At 36.9% G+C, this 16,511-nt stretch carries 16 protein-coding genes, 1 riboswitch and 1 other annotated feature; of the genes, 14 read left to right on the forward strand and 2 right to left on the reverse strand.

Going from position 1 to position 16,511, the window contains the following annotated elements:
- Positions 1 to 114 precede the first annotated feature (114 nt).
- Entirely contained in the window at positions 115 to 2,448 is a 2,334-nt protein-coding gene (lon, locus tag ACFOY7_RS12805) for an endopeptidase La (protein WP_390252485.1), read from the forward strand.
- Complete coding sequence (yihA, locus tag ACFOY7_RS12810; RefSeq protein ID WP_390252486.1) at positions 2,435 to 3,019, forward strand: ribosome biogenesis GTP-binding protein YihA/YsxC; 585 nt, start codon at positions 2,435 to 2,437, stop codon at positions 3,017 to 3,019. The genes lon and yihA overlap by 14 nt, the downstream gene beginning before the upstream one ends.
- Positions 3,020 to 3,135: 116 nt before the next feature.
- Here the strand turns inward: yihA and ACFOY7_RS12815 are convergent, their stop codons facing one another.
- Positions 3,136 to 3,615, reverse strand: a complete 480-nt coding sequence (locus tag ACFOY7_RS12815; RefSeq protein WP_390252487.1) for a LiaI-LiaF-like domain-containing protein — start codon at positions 3,613 to 3,615, stop codon at positions 3,136 to 3,138.
- A 229-nt stretch (positions 3,616 to 3,844) separates the two neighbouring features.
- Here ACFOY7_RS12815 and hemA point away from each other — a divergent pair, with 229 nt between their 5' ends.
- From hemA to ACFOY7_RS12855, 8 genes are all read left to right on the forward strand, one after another.
- Entirely contained in the window at positions 3,845 to 5,197 is a 1,353-nt protein-coding gene (hemA, locus tag ACFOY7_RS12820) for a glutamyl-tRNA reductase (protein ID WP_390252488.1), read from the forward strand.
- A gap of 17 nt (positions 5,198 to 5,214) precedes the next feature.
- Entirely contained in the window at positions 5,215 to 6,033 is an 819-nt protein-coding gene (locus ACFOY7_RS12825) for a cytochrome C assembly family protein (RefSeq protein ID WP_390252489.1), read from the forward strand.
- Between the two features lie 21 nt (positions 6,034 to 6,054).
- Positions 6,055 to 6,990: a hydroxymethylbilane synthase gene (gene hemC, locus ACFOY7_RS12830; protein ID WP_390252490.1), complete on the forward strand. Its 936-nt coding sequence runs from the start codon at positions 6,055 to 6,057 to the stop codon at positions 6,988 to 6,990.
- Positions 6,987 to 7,772 (forward strand): uroporphyrinogen-III synthase, encoded by a 786-nt coding sequence (locus ACFOY7_RS12835; RefSeq protein WP_390252491.1) that lies wholly within the window; start codon positions 6,987 to 6,989, stop codon positions 7,770 to 7,772. The genes hemC and ACFOY7_RS12835 overlap by 4 nt, the downstream gene beginning before the upstream one ends.
- Positions 7,759 to 8,733: a porphobilinogen synthase gene (gene hemB / locus ACFOY7_RS12840; RefSeq protein ID WP_390252492.1), complete on the forward strand. Its 975-nt coding sequence runs from the start codon at positions 7,759 to 7,761 to the stop codon at positions 8,731 to 8,733. The genes ACFOY7_RS12835 and hemB overlap by 14 nt, the downstream gene beginning before the upstream one ends.
- Before the next feature lie 16 nt (positions 8,734 to 8,749).
- Entirely contained in the window at positions 8,750 to 10,042 is a 1,293-nt protein-coding gene (gene hemL, locus ACFOY7_RS12845) for a glutamate-1-semialdehyde 2,1-aminomutase (protein WP_390252493.1), read from the forward strand.
- Positions 10,043 to 10,161: 119 nt separating this feature from the next.
- The gene (spoVID, locus tag ACFOY7_RS12850) at positions 10,162 to 11,166 is read left to right on the forward strand and encodes a stage VI sporulation protein D (protein ID WP_390252494.1); all 1,005 of its coding nucleotides are present in this window, start codon (positions 10,162 to 10,164) and stop codon (positions 11,164 to 11,166) included.
- Between the two features lie 131 nt (positions 11,167 to 11,297).
- Positions 11,298 to 12,305, forward strand: coding sequence for a phosphotransferase (locus tag ACFOY7_RS12855; RefSeq protein ID WP_390252495.1), 1,008 nt, complete (start codon positions 11,298 to 11,300; stop codon positions 12,303 to 12,305).
- Here the strand turns inward: ACFOY7_RS12855 and ACFOY7_RS12860 are convergent.
- Positions 12,302 to 12,490, reverse strand: coding sequence for a hypothetical protein (locus ACFOY7_RS12860; protein WP_390252496.1), 189 nt, complete (start codon positions 12,488 to 12,490; stop codon positions 12,302 to 12,304). The genes ACFOY7_RS12855 and ACFOY7_RS12860 overlap by 4 nt on opposite strands.
- A gap of 299 nt (positions 12,491 to 12,789) precedes the next feature.
- Positions 12,790 to 12,880: riboswitch (cyclic di-GMP riboswitch) on the forward strand.
- 35 nt (positions 12,881 to 12,915) lie between these two features.
- Here ACFOY7_RS12860 and ACFOY7_RS12865 point away from each other — a divergent pair.
- The 4 genes from ACFOY7_RS12865 to ACFOY7_RS12880 all read left to right on the forward strand — a co-directional run bounded on the left by ACFOY7_RS12865 (position 12,916) and on the right by ACFOY7_RS12880 (position 16,124).
- Positions 12,916 to 13,047: an anti-repressor SinI family protein gene (locus tag ACFOY7_RS12865; protein WP_390252497.1), complete on the forward strand. Its 132-nt coding sequence runs from the start codon at positions 12,916 to 12,918 to the stop codon at positions 13,045 to 13,047.
- A 239-nt stretch (positions 13,048 to 13,286) separates the two neighbouring features.
- Positions 13,287 to 14,504: an NAD(P)/FAD-dependent oxidoreductase gene (locus tag ACFOY7_RS12870; protein ID WP_390252498.1), complete on the forward strand. Its 1,218-nt coding sequence runs from the start codon at positions 13,287 to 13,289 to the stop codon at positions 14,502 to 14,504.
- Between the two features lie 205 nt (positions 14,505 to 14,709).
- Entirely contained in the window at positions 14,710 to 15,348 is a 639-nt protein-coding gene (locus ACFOY7_RS12875; RefSeq protein WP_390252499.1) for an ABC transporter ATP-binding protein, read from the forward strand.
- Complete coding sequence (locus ACFOY7_RS12880; RefSeq protein WP_390252500.1) at positions 15,345 to 16,124, forward strand: ABC transporter permease; 780 nt, start codon at positions 15,345 to 15,347, stop codon at positions 16,122 to 16,124. The genes ACFOY7_RS12875 and ACFOY7_RS12880 overlap by 4 nt, the downstream gene beginning before the upstream one ends.
- A 53-nt stretch (positions 16,125 to 16,177) precedes the next feature.
- Positions 16,178 to 16,411 (forward strand) — a binding site (T-box leader).
- Positions 16,412 to 16,511: the final 100 nt, after the last annotated feature.

Raw genomic sequence — 16,511 nt, forward strand, 5'->3', positions numbered from 1 at the left:
AATTGGGATAAAGATCAGCCGTGCGCCTTACTATTATAGTAATAACTTTACTCATATTATAGTATAAAATATGCATCTTAAAAGAACTGCTAGTAATTTTGTTGGAGGTGCCAAATGTCAGAATCAAACTTTATACATATACCATTATTGCCATTAAGAGGATTGATTGTTTTCCCAGGGATGGTCATACATTTAGATGTAGGACGAGAGAAATCCATTCAATCATTAGAAAAGGCAATGATGAATGATCAAAAAATCTTCTTGGCGGCACAAAAAGAAAGTGCAATTGATGAGCCGAATGCAGAGGATATCCATAATATAGGGACAATTGCGAAAGTAAACCAAATGCTAAAGCTACCAAATGGCACAATGCGTGTATTAGTCGAAGGTTTACAGCGTGCAAACATTGAAAAGTTTATAAATAAGAAAAAACAATTCTTTGTCGAAGTAGAAATGCTAGAGGATGAGCATGAGAACTTTCAAGAAGAAGAAGCTCTAAAGCGGTCATTACTTGAACAATTTGAAAATTACTCCCGAATTTCTAAAAAAGTTACGAAAGAAACCTTAGCGAGTGTTGTTGATATTGAAGACCCATCCCGTTTCGCAGATGTGATTGCTTCCCATATTACACTTAAGATGTCTGATAAACAAGATGTTCTTGAAACAATTAATGTTATAGGCCGGTTGAAAAAGTTGCTCGATATCATTTCAAATGAGAAAGAAGTATTGGAATTAGAACGCAAAATTGGTCAACGTGTAAAAAAATCGATGGAAGATACTCAAAAAGAGTATTACTTGCGTGAACAGATGAAGGCGATCCAAAAAGAACTCGGTGACAAGGATGGTAGAACAGGTGAAATCGCTGATTTAAAGAAACGGTTAGAAGAAAAGAATTTACCTCAGCGTGTGGAAGAAGTAGCGATGAAAGAATTAGACCGTTATGAGCGTGTTCCGCAAAGTTCTGCTGAAAGTTCTGTTATTCGTAATTACATTGATTGGATTATTGCATTACCATGGGAAGAAGAAACGACCGACAATTTAGATGTCCAACATGCGGAAAAAGTACTGGATGAAGATCATTACGGATTGGAAAAGGTAAAAGAGCGCGTTTTAGAATATTTAGCTGTTCAACAACTAACCAATTCCCTAAAAGGCCCAATTCTTTGTTTAGCAGGACCACCAGGTGTTGGAAAAACATCATTGGCAAGATCGATCGCACGTTCGATTGATCGTAACTTTGTACGAATTTCACTAGGCGGTGTAAGAGATGAGGCAGAGATTCGCGGACATAGACGGACATATGTTGGCGCAATGCCTGGTCGGATTATTCAGGGAATGAAAAAGGCAGAAACAGTCAATCCTGTTTTCTTGTTAGATGAAATTGATAAAATGTCCAATGATTTCAGAGGGGACCCATCTGCCGCGATGTTGGAGGTACTGGATCCAGAACAAAACAGTACCTTTAGTGATCACTACTTAGAAGAAACTTATGATCTATCTAAAGTAATGTTCATTGCTACAGCGAACAATTTGGCGACAGTACCAAGGCCTTTACTTGATCGAATGGAAATTATTTCACTTGCCGGATACACAGAACATGAGAAAATGCACATTGCCAAAGAGCACCTTTTACCAAAACAAATAAAAGAGAATGGGTTAAAGAAAGGTCAGCTTCAAATGCGTGATGAGGCATTATTAAGGTTAATTCGCTTATATACAAGGGAAGCAGGAGTTCGGGGGCTTGAACGCCAGTTAGCTTCACTATGCAGGAAAGCTGCCAAAATCATTGTATCGAAAGAAAAGCAGCGTGTTGTGGTAACGGATAAACAATTGGAATCAATACTGGGCAAACCAAAATTCCGCTATGGATTAATGGAAGAAGAGAATCAAATTGGTGCAGCAACTGGATTGGCATATACTTCAGCAGGCGGAGATATTCTTTCCATTGAAGTTAGCTTAGCCAAAGGAAAAGGCAAACTAACTTTAACAGGGAAACTTGGTGATGTAATGAAAGAATCTGCTCAGGCTGCGTTTAGCTATATCCGTTCTCGTGCAGATGAATTGCAAATTGACCCGAATTTCCATGAAAACTATGATATCCATATTCATGTTCCAGAAGGAGCAACACCGAAAGATGGCCCTTCTGCTGGAATTACAATGGCAACAGCATTGGTTTCCGCATTAACTGGACGACCTGTTCGAAGAGAAGTAGGGATGACCGGCGAAATCACTTTAAGAGGTCGAGTATTACCAATTGGCGGCTTAAAAGAGAAATCATTAAGTGCCCATAGAGCTGGAATAACAACAATTATTATTCCAGCAGATAATGAGAAGGATCTTGAAGATATACCGGAAAGTGTTCGCGAGCAATTAACATTCATTCCAGTAGATCATTTGGACAAAGTGCTACAATACGCGTTACTGGAGGAGAAAAATGAAGGTAAATAAAGCAGAAATAGTGATAAGTGCTGTTTCTCAACAGCAATACCCTAACGACCAGTTACCAGAAATTGCGTTAGCTGGTCGTTCCAATGTTGGTAAATCATCTTTTATTAATAAACTAATCAATCGTAAAAACCTGGCAAGAACTTCTTCAAAACCAGGCAAGACTCAAACACTTAATTTTTATTTAATAAATGAACTTTTTTACTTTGTCGATGTACCAGGTTACGGCTACGCAAAAGTTTCAAAGAAAGAACGGGAAAAATGGGGAAAGATGATGGAAGAGTATTTCTCTACCCGTGAAAATTTAAAGGTTACTGCACTTATTGTTGATATTCGACATAAACCATCGGAAGATGATGTGATGATGTACAACTTCCTAAAACATCTAGAGTTACCTGTGTTAGTCATTGCAACAAAATTAGACAAAATTCCAAAAAATAGAAAGGGGACCCATCTGAAAAGAGTGATAGACACATTGGAGATGGACCCTGAAGATACACTAATCCCTTTCTCTTCAGAGACAAGTGAGGGGAAAGAAGATGTTTGGCACTATATTGATCAAATAGTAAAATAATACATGCTTCAAAAAGCAGTTCTGTGTTAGAGTTAGTATGCTCTCATATGAACTGCTTTATTTTTTTAAGTTACCATGTTTCTTTCAGGCGAGAGGAATCATTAGCAAGCAATATGTTATTTTCTTTTCAAAAGCAGGTAGATCCCTAATCCAATCAAAACAATTGGCCAAAACCTTTCCATCCATCCCATCAGATCATGAATCCACACAAACCAACTTGGTTGATTGTCGACAAACATTGCAAAGATAGAAATGACGAATAATACAACTCCTGGAATAATGCCATGTTTTGTCTTGACAAAGCGAAGCAAAAAAGCAATCGAAACAATCAGTGTATAAATCCCCCAATGGGCAATCCAAAAAGGATAATGATTCAGTCCGTGAAAATGAATCCCAAGACCAAGTAAAACAACCCCAGGAAAGATACTCTTCTCTTCATTCCCTGAAAATGCATGGACTAAAAATGCTGAACCAATCAATATTAATAAGGTAGGCCATGAATAGAAATCGGTTAAGATCGGAATTCGTAATTCACGTAACAAAAAATACAGCCCGATTCCAATTAGTAAATAGGCCAATAAACTATTTTTCTTCATGGTAAATCTCCTCTAGATTAAAATAATTATTAATTTATATTCATTACTTGATATAATGTGTTAAATGTGATAAAGTATCTATGACTTAAAGATAGAAAATATAGAACATCAACATTCTAACACAATTTTATGATGACTGTTCATAAAATGATCACGATTTAACAAAGAAAACATGTTATAATACGAATATAAGCGTAGTTAGGCTTTTGTTTTTTTGGGGGTAGATATTGTGCATATCATAACAGCAGGAATAAATTATAGAACAGCACCTGTTGAAGTAAGGGAAAAGCTAGCTTTTCGTGAAGATATGCTTGTAGAAGCAATGACAGAATTAAAAGGTCGAAAAAGCATATTAGAAAACGTCATTATTTCTACTTGCAATCGTTCCGAAATCTATGCAGTTGTTGATCAACTTCATACAGGTCGTTATTTTATAAAGCAGTTTTTAGCAGACTGGTTTGGTATTGAAAAAGAAGTGTTTGCACCACATTTAATCATTTATGAAAATGAAGCAGCAGTGGAACATCTGTTTCGTGTGAGCTGTGGTTTAGAATCGATGATTATGGGCGAAACACAAATTTTAGGGCAAGTAAAAGAAGCTTTTTTTCAAGCTCAAAATAATGGGGTAACAGGGACGATTTTAAACGAATTGTTTAAGCAAGCCATTACGATCGGGAAAAGAAGCCAGAGAGAAACTAATATTAATGAAAATGCTGTTTCAGTAAGTTATGCAGCAGTTGAATTAGCAAAGAAAATCTTTACAGACCTTCATGATAAACATGTGGTCATCATTGGTGCAGGAAAAATGGGTGAATTAGCTGCCAAAAACTTATTTGGTTCAGGCGTAAATAAGGTAACTGTTGTCAATCGGACGATGGAGAAGGCAGTACAGCTAGCTGCCCAATTTAATGGTGTTGCGAAATCGATAGAAGAATTAAATGAAACATTGACTGAAGCAGATATTGTAATTAGTTCGACTGGTTCTGAGGATTATATTATTACGAAAGAAAATTATAAGCAAATCGAGAAGAAAAGAAAAGGCAGACCACTGTTTTTAGTCGATATTGCGGTTCCCCGGGACCTTGATCCAGCACTTTCAGAAACAGATAATGTTTTCTTATATGATATTGATGACTTGCATACAGTAGTTGATGCCAACCTGGAAGCAAGAAAAGAAGCGGCAGAAGAGATTGAGATCTGGATCGAAGCAGAAATTGTTGGGTTTAACACATGGTTACAAACATTAGGTGTTGTACCAATCATTACTGCTTTAAGAGAACAAGCATTGTCCATTCAACAAGAAACAATGCAAAGTATTGAACGCAAAATGCCTAACTTAACGGAACGTGAACGAAAAGTACTCAATAAACATACAAAAAGTATTGTTAACCAAATGTTGAAACAACCAATATTACAAGCAAAAGAGTTAGCTGGTCAAAAAGATGCGGATGAGGCATTAGCTTTATTTAAAAAGATTTTTGATATTGAAGATAAAGTGGAAAATAATGTAGATAAAATAATTTCATTCGAAAAATCAAATGAAAAAGCTTACCGAAAATTACAAAATGTTTCTACACATTAAGAGGATGGTATTCCTTTATGGCTCTAGAAAGATTGCTTCATGAAAGTATACTGCTTTTGTATGCTGTAAGTGTCGTATTTTATTTTATAGATTTTTTATTCCATAACCGGAAAGCGAATCGAATCGCTTTCTGGTTCCTTGCAATGGTTTGGGTTCTTCAAACCATTTTTTTATTAAAAGAAATGGTTCAAACAGCGTCATTACCAATCCAGACATTTAATGATGGTTTATATACGTATGCCTGGATTGTTGTAACATTCTCGTTGGTAGTGCATCGCTTTTTTAAGCTGGAGTTCTTTATGTTTTTCATGAGTGTATTTGGGTTTCTTGTGATGCTGATTCATACATTGCGTTCTGTCCAAATAAATGACTCCAGTCAAATCCCAAGTATGTTAAATGAATTATTATATGCTCATATTGTTTTAGCATTAATTTCATATGGGCTGTTTACGATATCATTTGTACTCGCGTGTTTGTATTTAACACAATATAAGTTTTTGAAAGCTAAAAAAGGCTATAAATGGCTGAGAAGGTTTCGAGACTTAGAAGGATTAGAGAGAAGAGCGTTTCATTTGATCGTATTAGCTGAGCCAATGTTACTCTTGTCTATTATTCTCGGCGTTGTATGGGCTTATGTGACTGATACAACATTCTACTGGGGAGATAGCAAAACGGTTGGTTCGATTCTTGTGTTTATTATTTATGCGATGTATTTATATAGCAGGACTCGAGGAAACTATAGAGGAAAACCAATTTTGTTATTTAATGTCATTGCATTTTGTTTACTACTAATTAATTTTTTCTTATTTAATACATTATCAAATTTTCATGTATAGACATTGAAGGGAGCTTTTATTGTGCGTAAGATTGTTGTAGGTTCAAGACGCAGTAATTTAGCATTAACCCAATCAGAGTGGGTTATTGAACAACTGAAGAAACATACGGGAGATAAATATTCGTTTGAAATTAAAAAAATTGTAACAAAAGGTGACCAAATTCTTAATGTGACACTATCTAAAGTTGGTGGTAAAGGGCTGTTTGTTAAAGAGATTGAAAAAGCAATGTATGATAAAGAAATTGATTTTGCTGTGCATAGCATGAAAGATATGCCTGCAGTAATGCCTGATGGCTTAATCATTGGTTCCATTCCTGTTCGTGAAGATCATCGTGATGCATTTATCTCCAATGATCATATTAAGTTAGAAGACTTACCAGGTGGAGCAATAGTTGGAACAAGCAGTCTTCGTCGAGGATCTCAGATTCTTGCGGAACGACCTGATCTGGAGATTCAATGGATCCGTGGAAATATAGAAACACGTTTAAGAAAATTAAAAGAAGAGAACTTTGATGCAATTATTCTTGCTTCTGCCGGAATGAAACGGATGGGCTGGAGTGAAGACATTGTTACACAATATCTTGAACCGGAAATTTGTGTGCCGGCTGTTGGGCAAGGTGCATTAGCAATAGAGTGTCGTGAAGATGATCAGGAACTGTTGGAACTATTGCAGAAAATTAATGATCAATATACAGAACAAACGGTAACAGCTGAAAGAACATTTCTTCATTTACTAAATGGAGGCTGCCAAGTTCCAATTGGCGGGTATGCCTATTTAGCAGACGGTGAAATCGTCTTAACAGCCCTTGTTGCAAGCAGTGATGGCAAGACGGTATTAAAAGAAGTAATTCGCGGGACTGATCCTGTTGCAGTTGGCCAGGAAGCTGCAGAGAAGTTAAAAGCAAAAGGAGCGCAACAGCTAGTTGATCAAGCTCGAGAAGAGAATGAACAAGGATGATCAAGCCTTTACAAGGTCAACGAGTTTTAATAACAAGAGAGGAGCATCAGGCACAGCCATTAGCTGAACTTATCGAAAGCGCTGGCGGAACTGCCTGTATTGCTCCAATGCTCCAGTTTGAGCCAATCGTTTTACAGGATGTGAATGATACACATACACGACTGCAACGGAAGACGGATTGGCTTTTTTTTACGAGTAGTAATACAGTAACTTTTTTTGAAGATTATCGGAAACAACTCGGTATTTCATTACATCAGAAAATCGCGTCGGTTGGTGAGAAGACTTCTGTTGCTTTAGAAAAACGAGGATATAAAGTTGATTTTCAACCAACTGAATATAGCGGTATGACAATGGTCCGCGAATTTATCGCAAAATACGGCACCAAACAACGTGTAACAATTATATGTGGGGAAAATGCTCGTGAAGAAATCCCTCAATTGTTATCAGAAAATGGCGTTTCTTTTGATAAATTGGTTGTTTATCGTACAATAGAAAATGTGGATGCAAAGGAAACATTACAGCAGTATTTGGAGAATGGTATCGGAGCATGTTTATTTACTAGTCCATCAACTGTGAAAGCATTTGTGAAGTTTGCTGAAGCTGAAATGATTACCAAAATAAAAAAGAATACAGTATGTGTTGCTATTGGGAAAACAACAGCAGAAGAATTAGTCACACAGCAATTTAGATATGTGATTTATCCGGAGAAATATACAATAGAAGCAATGGTTGATACATTGATTGATTATATAAAGGACGGTGAAAAGAATGACAGAGTTTAAACGTCACCGAAGATTACGGAATTCAGTGACAATGCGGTCATTTGTTAGAGAAACGGAGTTGAAAACAGACGATTTAGTTTATCCCTTATTCGTTGTCGAAGGGGAGAATGTAAAGAATGAAGTAAGTTCCATGCCAGGAGTATTTCAAATTTCATTAGATTATTTAGATGATGAAGTAGAAGAGTTGCTGAAACTTGGAATTCCATCAGTACTGTTATTTGGGGTACCGAAGGAAAAGGACGAACTAGGATCTGGCGCATATGATCCGCAAGGTATTGTCCAAAAGGCAATACGCCAAATTAAACAGAAAACATCTGATTTATTAATCATTGCAGATACCTGTTTATGTGAATACACGTCCCATGGACATTGTGGTGTCATACATAATGGCGATGTCGACAATGATGCATCCTTACCTTTACATGTGAAAACGGCTGTTACGCAAGCACAAGCTGGAGCAGATATTATTGCCCCATCGAATATGATGGATGGATTTGTTAAAGAGATTCGCCAAGGACTTGATGAATCAGGATTTGAGCACATTCCAGTCATGTCATATGCAGTTAAATATGCGTCTGCTTTTTATGGTCCATTTCGAGATGCTGCGGACAGTACACCACAATTTGGTGATCGAAAGACCTACCAAATGGATCCAGCTAATCGGTTGGAAGCAATGCGTGAAGCTCAATCGGATATAGAGGAGGGTGCTGATTTCCTTATCGTTAAACCAGCACTTTCCTATATGGACATTATCCGTGATGTGAAAAATACACATCCTGTCCCTGTTGTTGCTTATAATGTTAGTGGCGAATATTCGATGGTGAAAGCAGCTAGCCTTAATGGCTGGGTTGATGAACAAGCCATTGTATTAGAGAAACTGACTAGCATGAAACGAGCAGGTGCTGATATTATTATCACCTATTTTGCTAAAGATGCAGCAAAATGGCTGCAGCAAAAATAAGAGGAGGTAACAAGGAATGGTAGCTTATCAGAAGTCAATTGATGCATACAAGGAATCGGTGGATTTATTACCAGGTGGTGTTAATTCACCAGTGCGTGCATTCAAATCAGTTGGTATGAATCCGATATTTATGGATCATGGAAAAGGATCCAGAATCTTTGATATCGACGGTAATGAATATATCGATTATGTCCTAAGCTGGGGGCCGCTAATTTTAGGGCATGCAGACGATCGAGTCGTGTCTAAACTGAAAGCAGTTGCTGAAAAGGGGACAAGTTTTGGTGCACCGACATTGCTTGAAAATGAATTAGCCCAGCTTGTTATCGATCGTGTGCCATCAATTGAAATGGTGCGCATGGTTAACTCAGGTACGGAAGCAACAATGAGTGCATTAAGACTGGCACGCGGATATACCGGTCGTAATAAAATATTGAAATTTGAGGGGAATTACCATGGTCATGGCGATTCTTTATTAATTAAAGCCGGCTCAGGTGTGGCAACACTTGGCTTACCCGATAGCCCGGGTGTACCTGAAAGTGTTGCCAAGCATACCATCACTGTCCCGTATAATGATATCGAAAGTGTACGGTATGCTTTTCGTGAATTTGGTGAAGATATTGCTGCAATTATTGTGGAACCAGTGTCTGGAAATATGGGGGTTGTGCCGCCGCAGGAAGGATTTTTACAACAATTGCGTGAGATTACGACAGAAAATGAATCTTTATTAATTTTTGATGAAGTTATGACAGGGTTTCGGGTCGGCTACAATTGTGCACAGGGACATTTTGGTGTCACCCCTGACCTTACATGTTTAGGCAAAGTAATTGGTGGCGGACTGCCAGTTGGAGCGTATGGTGGTAAACGAGAGATAATGGAAAGAATTGCACCTGTGGGCGATATTTATCAGGCAGGAACATTATCAGGAAACCCGCTTGCGATGACTGCTGGTTTAGAAACATTAAAAGCCATGACAGAATCTGAGTATGCTTCGATTAATCAAAAAGTAGACCGTTTAGTTGAGGGATATAGAGCTGCAGCAGATAAATACGGTATTTCATTGCAAATTAACCGGGCAGGTTCAATGGTTGGTGTATTCTTTGCAGATACGGAAGTTGTGAATTATGAAACAGCTTCTGGTTCTGATGTCGAGCGATTCGCGACATATTACCGTACAATGGCGGAAGAAGGCATTTTCTTACCACCATCACAATTTGAAGGGTTATTCTTATCTACAGCACATTCAGCTGAAGACATTGAAAAAACAATCAAGGCAGCGGAAAAAGCATTTGCCAAAATAGCGAATAATTAAAACAAAGCTTGTTGATCTGAAAAAGGGTCGACAAGCTTTTTTATTCATATTCCTTTCCATTGCTTCATATATTTTAAAGAATGCGAGTTCGTTTGAACATAATGGAAGGGGGAACTATGTTGCAAGATTCTTATACATTCACACTTAATGAAAATATAACATTTCATAATGATTACCCAATCAAAGAAATGTTAGGAATTGGCCTGGAACCTGTTCTTTCAATTGAAGAAATAGGGGATACGCTATCCATTAGAGGGGTGATGGAACTAAAGGGCGAGTATATTCCAAGTGAAGAAAGAGGTGAAGAAGAAGAAGAAGAAATTAATGGCCAAGTTGTGGAAAGAATTGAAGTGATGTCAGACGATATTTGTGAATTCAATCATAAATTTGTTATGGATATTTCCATCCCGATGGAACGAGTGAATCAGACGAGTGAAGTGGCAGTGGATGTTGATCATTTCGATTATGCCATTCAATCAGCAAAATGCTTAAATATCGAAGCAGTTCTTGTAATTAAAGGATTAAGCCAAGAAAAAGAAGAAGTAATTGCACCAGAAGAAACGGAACTGCTTCCACGCTTTGAAACAAAAGAAGATTCAACTGTGACAAAGGAAGAGCAAGAAGAAAGCTTTGAATTTGTTGTAAATGAAGAAAGAGAATTGGAAGAGAACGAAGAAGAAAGTAACGAAGAAACAGCAGAGATTGTATCATTATTTGAAGATAATGAAGACAAGGGTGAAAATCAAACAGAAGAGCCGCGCGACAACATCAGTTATGAAAGTGGTGGGACAGAAGAGGCAGTGGATGAGACAGAAATTGAGGAACAAACTGAAGAAGTCGAAGAAGCAGAGGAATTGGTGGAAGAAGTTAAAGAAGACCGTTTACGTGTGCAAGCTCGAGCGGATGTCGATGATACTTCCTACTTATTAAATATTTTTAGTGAAGAAGAGGAAATGGCCTATACGAAATTAAAATTATATATTGTTCAGCCAGCTGATCAGATGCAGTCCATCGCAGAAAGGTATAATGTCACCACAAGGCAAATAATGCGAACAAATCAATTGGAAGATGAAGATCTGACTTCAGGCCAATTAATTTATATTCCAGTTGCTTCAACGGACTAAAAATACAATCCCTAAAATCTAGGGATTTTTTTCTTTGCAGTGAGCAATGTATGAAAGGACCAATAACTTGAGGAGTTGGCTTCGTAGTAAGATAAGCTTTCCTTAAATTAGTGATGATAGGAGGATTTCATATGGAATGGCAACAAATATTTGACGCATACAATATACAGCCGAATTATATCGAACAAATCTCTGACCGGGTATATAAACTTATTGCAAATCACCAAAATTATTGTTTGAAATTCAGTGCTTTGACAGAAGATCAGCTTGGTCATTGGAATGCGGTTTATCATTATATTTATGAAAGGCATGTGTATGGCTTTGTTCCAGTTATTTTAACGAAAGATAATTCTCCTTATTATATGTTGGAAGGCCAGGTTATACTGCTGACACCGTGGGTAGAAGGTTATCGAAGTGACCGTTTGACAGATGAATGGATTGCCTCATTCCATGGGTTAGGGAAATTACATGGGACCACAATCCAGCATATTGAAATAAATCATTCAACAGACCAATTAACAGGGATAGGACCATATGATGATAAGGATATTAAAAGAAAAAAAGAAGAACTATTACATTATATTCGCTATTTTGAATCGAAACGGTATATGTCCCCATTTGAGCTTCAAGCATGTATGCATTACAGGGATCTGGAATGGATCTTACAAGTGAAAGAGAGATGGCAATATATTTATTTAGATTTATTAAAAGAGAAACAAAATAGAAAAGTCGTGTTATGTCACGGTAATTTAACTCCATCACATTATGTCTTAATAGATGATACTACTTACTTTCTTAACTGGGAATATGCACGAATGGACATACCTGCACGTGATGTTGCCACCTATTTAAAAAGTCTATTCACTAATCACGATTGTGATATGAAGAAAGCGTTTGACGGATTATTAATTTACTTTCAGTACGTTTCGTTTCATGATGATGATAAGTGTGAGTTAATTTTTGATTTACTAGATTTAGATCCATATTTTACTTTACTATCCGACTATGTGAATAGTCCGCAGATTGGGGAGATTAGAAAATCTGCACAACTGGAAAGGTTATATCGCCAGTTGCTATTTTCCAATCAATTAGAACAATTACTCTACCCAACACTACAAGTTAACCAGAAAGAGGATTAGATCCATTCTAATTGGAAAGCGATTAATATTGCAATTAAAATTCCTAGTAACAATACATCAAATGTCGTGGGAATAAAAATGGTTCTTATACTTTGGAAAATTACTATTGGTAAGATGCATTTCTCACAGACAATAATACATTCACGTGCCCATGGTGGCAAACGGTAACGATAATATCGGCCCATATAATCACCCCAAAATTAAATGTTAGGTAATTTATCATTGGTTTATTCTATGCATAAACTTGCTGATTAGTGCATATTAGTTAAAAAAAGGTAGAAAAGTTAGAAACTTTTAATTAAAAAGAAGGAGAATGGGAAGAAATGTAGAATATTAATATAAATATTATTTGTGAGTAGCTTTCACAATTGATGACTATACTGGGGGGGATTAAGTAAATATTCAACTATTACACAGTTCTCAACAGGTTAAGAGAATGATAATCGGATCAATTCTACTTTAGATAGAGAGATGAAACATTAATTTCAGTTAATGGCAAACCTATTGTAAAATAGGGACGCAAAGCTACAGGTCCGTCTCTCTTCGATTATTAAACGGATGGCTGAGCTGCCTGAAGTACACGTATGTATTTTGGGAGGATATAATAAAGATGGAAAAAACAACACAAATGGATTACGAATGGATCTACCTGATACTAAAGGCAAAAGAAGCAGGATTATCTGCTGAAAAAATTCGAGAATTCTTAGAAAAAGAGAAATCTACCATTAAAGAAATAGGGTAGTAACTATAGATGTTTATATATGACACTTTATTCGGGCTGATCAATAACGATGATTAGTTAGGGTGGAGTGTTTTCCGTTTTTATAGCAAATGAAAATCTAAGAGAGTCTCATAACATGCGATTATTGGAAGTCATTTCAACGATTTGATATACTGTACTAGAAAAAATACATATTAGATTAATGAATGACAGAAACTAGCGGAGTATAGGATTGAATAAACATCTTTAAGGAAGGATGAATGATTTTGACTACTACCATTCCACGTATCGTAATACTAGGTGCAGGATATGCAGGCATGATGACAACTAAACGATTAATACAGCAATTTGCCCCAGAGGAAGTGGAAATAACACTTGTCAATAAACATAATTATCATTACCAGACAACTTGGCTCCATGAGGTTGCTGCAGGAACAATCGATGTGAATCGCTCCCGTATTATGATCTCAGATGTGATTAATACGAGAAGAGTAAACTTTGTCCAAGATACAGTGAAGAAGATTCATACAGAGAATAAACAAGTGGAATTAGAAAATAGTACATTAGATTATGATTATTTAGTTATTGGTTTAGGATTTGAAAAAGCAACATTTGGTATACCAGGAATGGAGCATGCTTTTACTATTCAGACAGTTGATAAAAGCAGAATGATTCGTGATCATATTGAATATCAATTTTCCCGTTATAAAACAGAAGAAAATCCTTCTGATGATATGTTAACAATTATCGTGGGAGGAGCAGGTTTTACCGGAATAGAGTTTGTTGGAGAGCTGGCAGAGCGTGTACCATTACTATGTAAAAAATATGATATCCCGAGACACCGTGCAAAGATAATAAATATCGAAGCAGCACCATCCATTCTTCCAGGTTTTGACGAAGACTTATTAGAATATGCGAAAGAATCTCTAACAAGAAGAGGTGTAGAAATTCGCACATCTACAATGATTAAAGAAGTGAAGGAAGACTCGATCATTGTCGGAGATGACAAAGAAGAAATAAAAGCAGGTACATTTGTCTGGACTGGCGGAGTACAAGCAAATAGTATTGTTGGAGAGGCTGGTTTCGAAATAACAAAAGGCAGAGTAAACGTTGATCCAATGTTACGAGCACCAGGCTATGATGACGTATTTATATTAGGTGATTGCGCTTGGGTTACTAATAAAGAAACAGGCCGACCATACCCTGCAACTGCTCAAATTGCGATCCAGGAAGCAGATGTTTGTGCACATAATATCCGCACATTAATTTTTGGCGGAACATTACAGGAATTTGTCTATGATAATAAAGGTACTGTTGCATCATTGGGTGGCAGTGAAGCAATGGGTACGGTATTTGATGGACAGAAATTGTACGGAATGCAGGCAAAAGTAATGAAACATGTGATTGATGATCGATATTTATTTATGGTTGGCGGCCCAACATTTGTATTGAAAAAAGGTAAATTCCGTCCATTTTAATAAGGGAGGTATTTAGATGAAGAATACGCTATTCTATACATTACTAACAGCTGTTGCAACAATGGCATATGTTTTTGTCTCAAGAAAATTAGAAGATAAGCGGGATTTTCGTTAAATCGCAGGGTAGATACATTTTTGTATCTACTCTTTTACATTTTATGCAGTCTGTTGTAGTATACTAACGCTTATAGGGGGTGGATGAGCATTGTTCGAGCTTCATAATGTTCAATTTAAGGATATTTTACATATTGAAAAATTAGAGATTCATGACCAAAAAATTATTTGCTTATTTGGTGAAAGTGGGAGTGGTAAATCCACTTTATTGAAGATGTTAAATGGAATGTTGACAGAAGATAGTGGCAAGGTATTGTATAATAAAGAGTTGCTGAGCAATTATGATCCAGTGGAATTACGCAAGAAAGTCACAATGCTTGGACAGGATCCAATCATGTTTGAGGGCACAGTTCGTGATAATCTTTTAATTGGGTTAAAATTTACTGGAAATGATCTGGTTGATGATCGTAAGCTGGACCAATTACTTAAGAAATTACGTTTAGAGAAGAAATTAGATGATAATGCGGATAAGTTATCAGGCGGGGAAAAGCAGCGTGTCGCTTTCGGAAGGGTGATGCTGATGGATGCAGAAGTATATTTGTTGGATGAGCCAACTTCAGCGTTGGATGAGGAAACAGAAACAAAAGTTATGGATCAATTTAGAAACTTCCTAAAGGAAAAGGGAAAAACAGCTGTGCTTGTGACACATTCCAAAGAAGTTGCTGAAAAATATGCGGATGAGACGCTCTATATGAAAGATATTTCTGCAAAGAGGAGAGCAAACACATGAATGGAATGTTAGATATTACTTTATGGCAACTTATCACAGCCTATGTTTTTATTGTTCTCCTCCTTGCGATTGTCCGGTGGCGTAAAATTCCCCGTGAAAAAGAAATTGTTATTGCAACACTTCGTATGACCATTCAATTGGTCTTAGTTGGCTATCTATTAACATATATTTTCGAAAATGAAAATTGGATTTATTCTGTTATTGTTCTATTATTAATGGAAACTTTTGCAGTATACAACATTTATAAACGGGCAAAAAAAGAAATGAGTTCCCAATTAAAAAAAATAATTGCGATTGCAATGGTTTCTGGTACATTGTTTGCTTTCTTATATTTTGATTTTGTTGTTGTTCAATTTTCCCCATGGTATGATCCTCGCTATTTTATCCCTATTGCAGGGATGTTGATAGGAAACTCAATGACAGGCATTACACTTGGTGTAAGTGCATTAATTGAAGGTTTTTCTTCAAGAAAAAAAGAAATAGAAGCTGCCTTAATGCTTGGTGCTACACCAAATCAGGCTTCCCAGGGGATCGTAAACCATGCGTTTGACTCAGCAATACTGCCAACGATTAACAGTATGGTTGGTATGGGGATTGTTTTCTTACCGGGGATGATGACAGGCGTTATCTTATCAGGTGCGAGTCCGCTCGATGCCATTAAATACCAAATAGCGATCATGTTAGGGATAACTGGGAGTGTCTCATTATCTGTCATTATTTTTCTGTATTTCGGCTATAAAACATTTTTCAACAAAAGGGCGCAATTGAAGATATAATTTTCCTTGACGTTCGTACGTGTTTTTGGATAAAATAACATATAATCAAATTGTTACATGCAATGACGAGGAAGAGTACTGCATACTTATCGTTAGAGAGGAAAACCCACAGGCTGAAAGGTTTTTTCGGGAAAAGGTGCAGGAAGGTAGCCTCAGATGCAGCTTTATTGAACGGATAGTAGGTAAAGCCGGATGAACCGTTATCTCATCAATGAGTGTGTAAGCAGGTTAATATTGCTTATAAACAAAGGTGGTACCACGGAAATTCAATCCTTTTCGTCCTTTCTAACAAGGACGGGAAGGATTTTTTGTTTGGCTTTGGGAAGTGAGCGTTTTTCTGCAAGAAAGTTAGCTATAGAGTGTCCCCGCTACTTTGGTTCGAAAGCT

It is taken from the genome of Gracilibacillus xinjiangensis (assembly GCF_042651765.1).
Taxonomy (GTDB): Bacteria; Bacillota; Bacilli; order Bacillales; family Amphibacillaceae; genus Gracilibacillus; species Gracilibacillus xinjiangensis.

Coding starts and splice junctions, on each gene's coding strand:
- ACFOY7_RS12835 (WP_390252491.1), top strand. CDS start 6,987: ATGATCAAGCCTTTACAAGGTCAACGAGTTTTAATAACAAGAGAGGAG.
- ACFOY7_RS12865 (WP_390252497.1), top strand. CDS start 12,916: ATGGAAAAAACAACACAAATGGATTACGAATGGATCTACCTGATACTA.
- ACFOY7_RS12870 (WP_390252498.1), top strand. CDS start 13,287: ATGATTTTGACTACTACCATTCCACGTATCGTAATACTAGGTGCAGGA.
- ACFOY7_RS12855 (WP_390252495.1), top strand. CDS start 11,298: ATGGAATGGCAACAAATATTTGACGCATACAATATACAGCCGAATTAT.
- ACFOY7_RS12880 (WP_390252500.1), top strand. CDS start 15,345: ATGAATGGAATGTTAGATATTACTTTATGGCAACTTATCACAGCCTAT.
- yihA (WP_390252486.1), top strand. CDS start 2,435: ATGAAGGTAAATAAAGCAGAAATAGTGATAAGTGCTGTTTCTCAACAG.
- hemL (WP_390252493.1), top strand. CDS start 8,750: ATGGTAGCTTATCAGAAGTCAATTGATGCATACAAGGAATCGGTGGAT.
- ACFOY7_RS12815 (WP_390252487.1), bottom strand. CDS start 3,615: ATGAAGAAAAATAGTTTATTGGCCTATTTACTAATTGGAATCGGGCTG.
- hemB (WP_390252492.1), top strand. CDS start 7,759: ATGACAGAGTTTAAACGTCACCGAAGATTACGGAATTCAGTGACAATG.
- lon (WP_390252485.1), top strand. CDS start 115: ATGTCAGAATCAAACTTTATACATATACCATTATTGCCATTAAGAGGA.
- ACFOY7_RS12825 (WP_390252489.1), top strand. CDS start 5,215: ATGGCTCTAGAAAGATTGCTTCATGAAAGTATACTGCTTTTGTATGCT.
- ACFOY7_RS12860 (WP_390252496.1), bottom strand. CDS start 12,490: ATGGGCCGATATTATCGTTACCGTTTGCCACCATGGGCACGTGAATGT.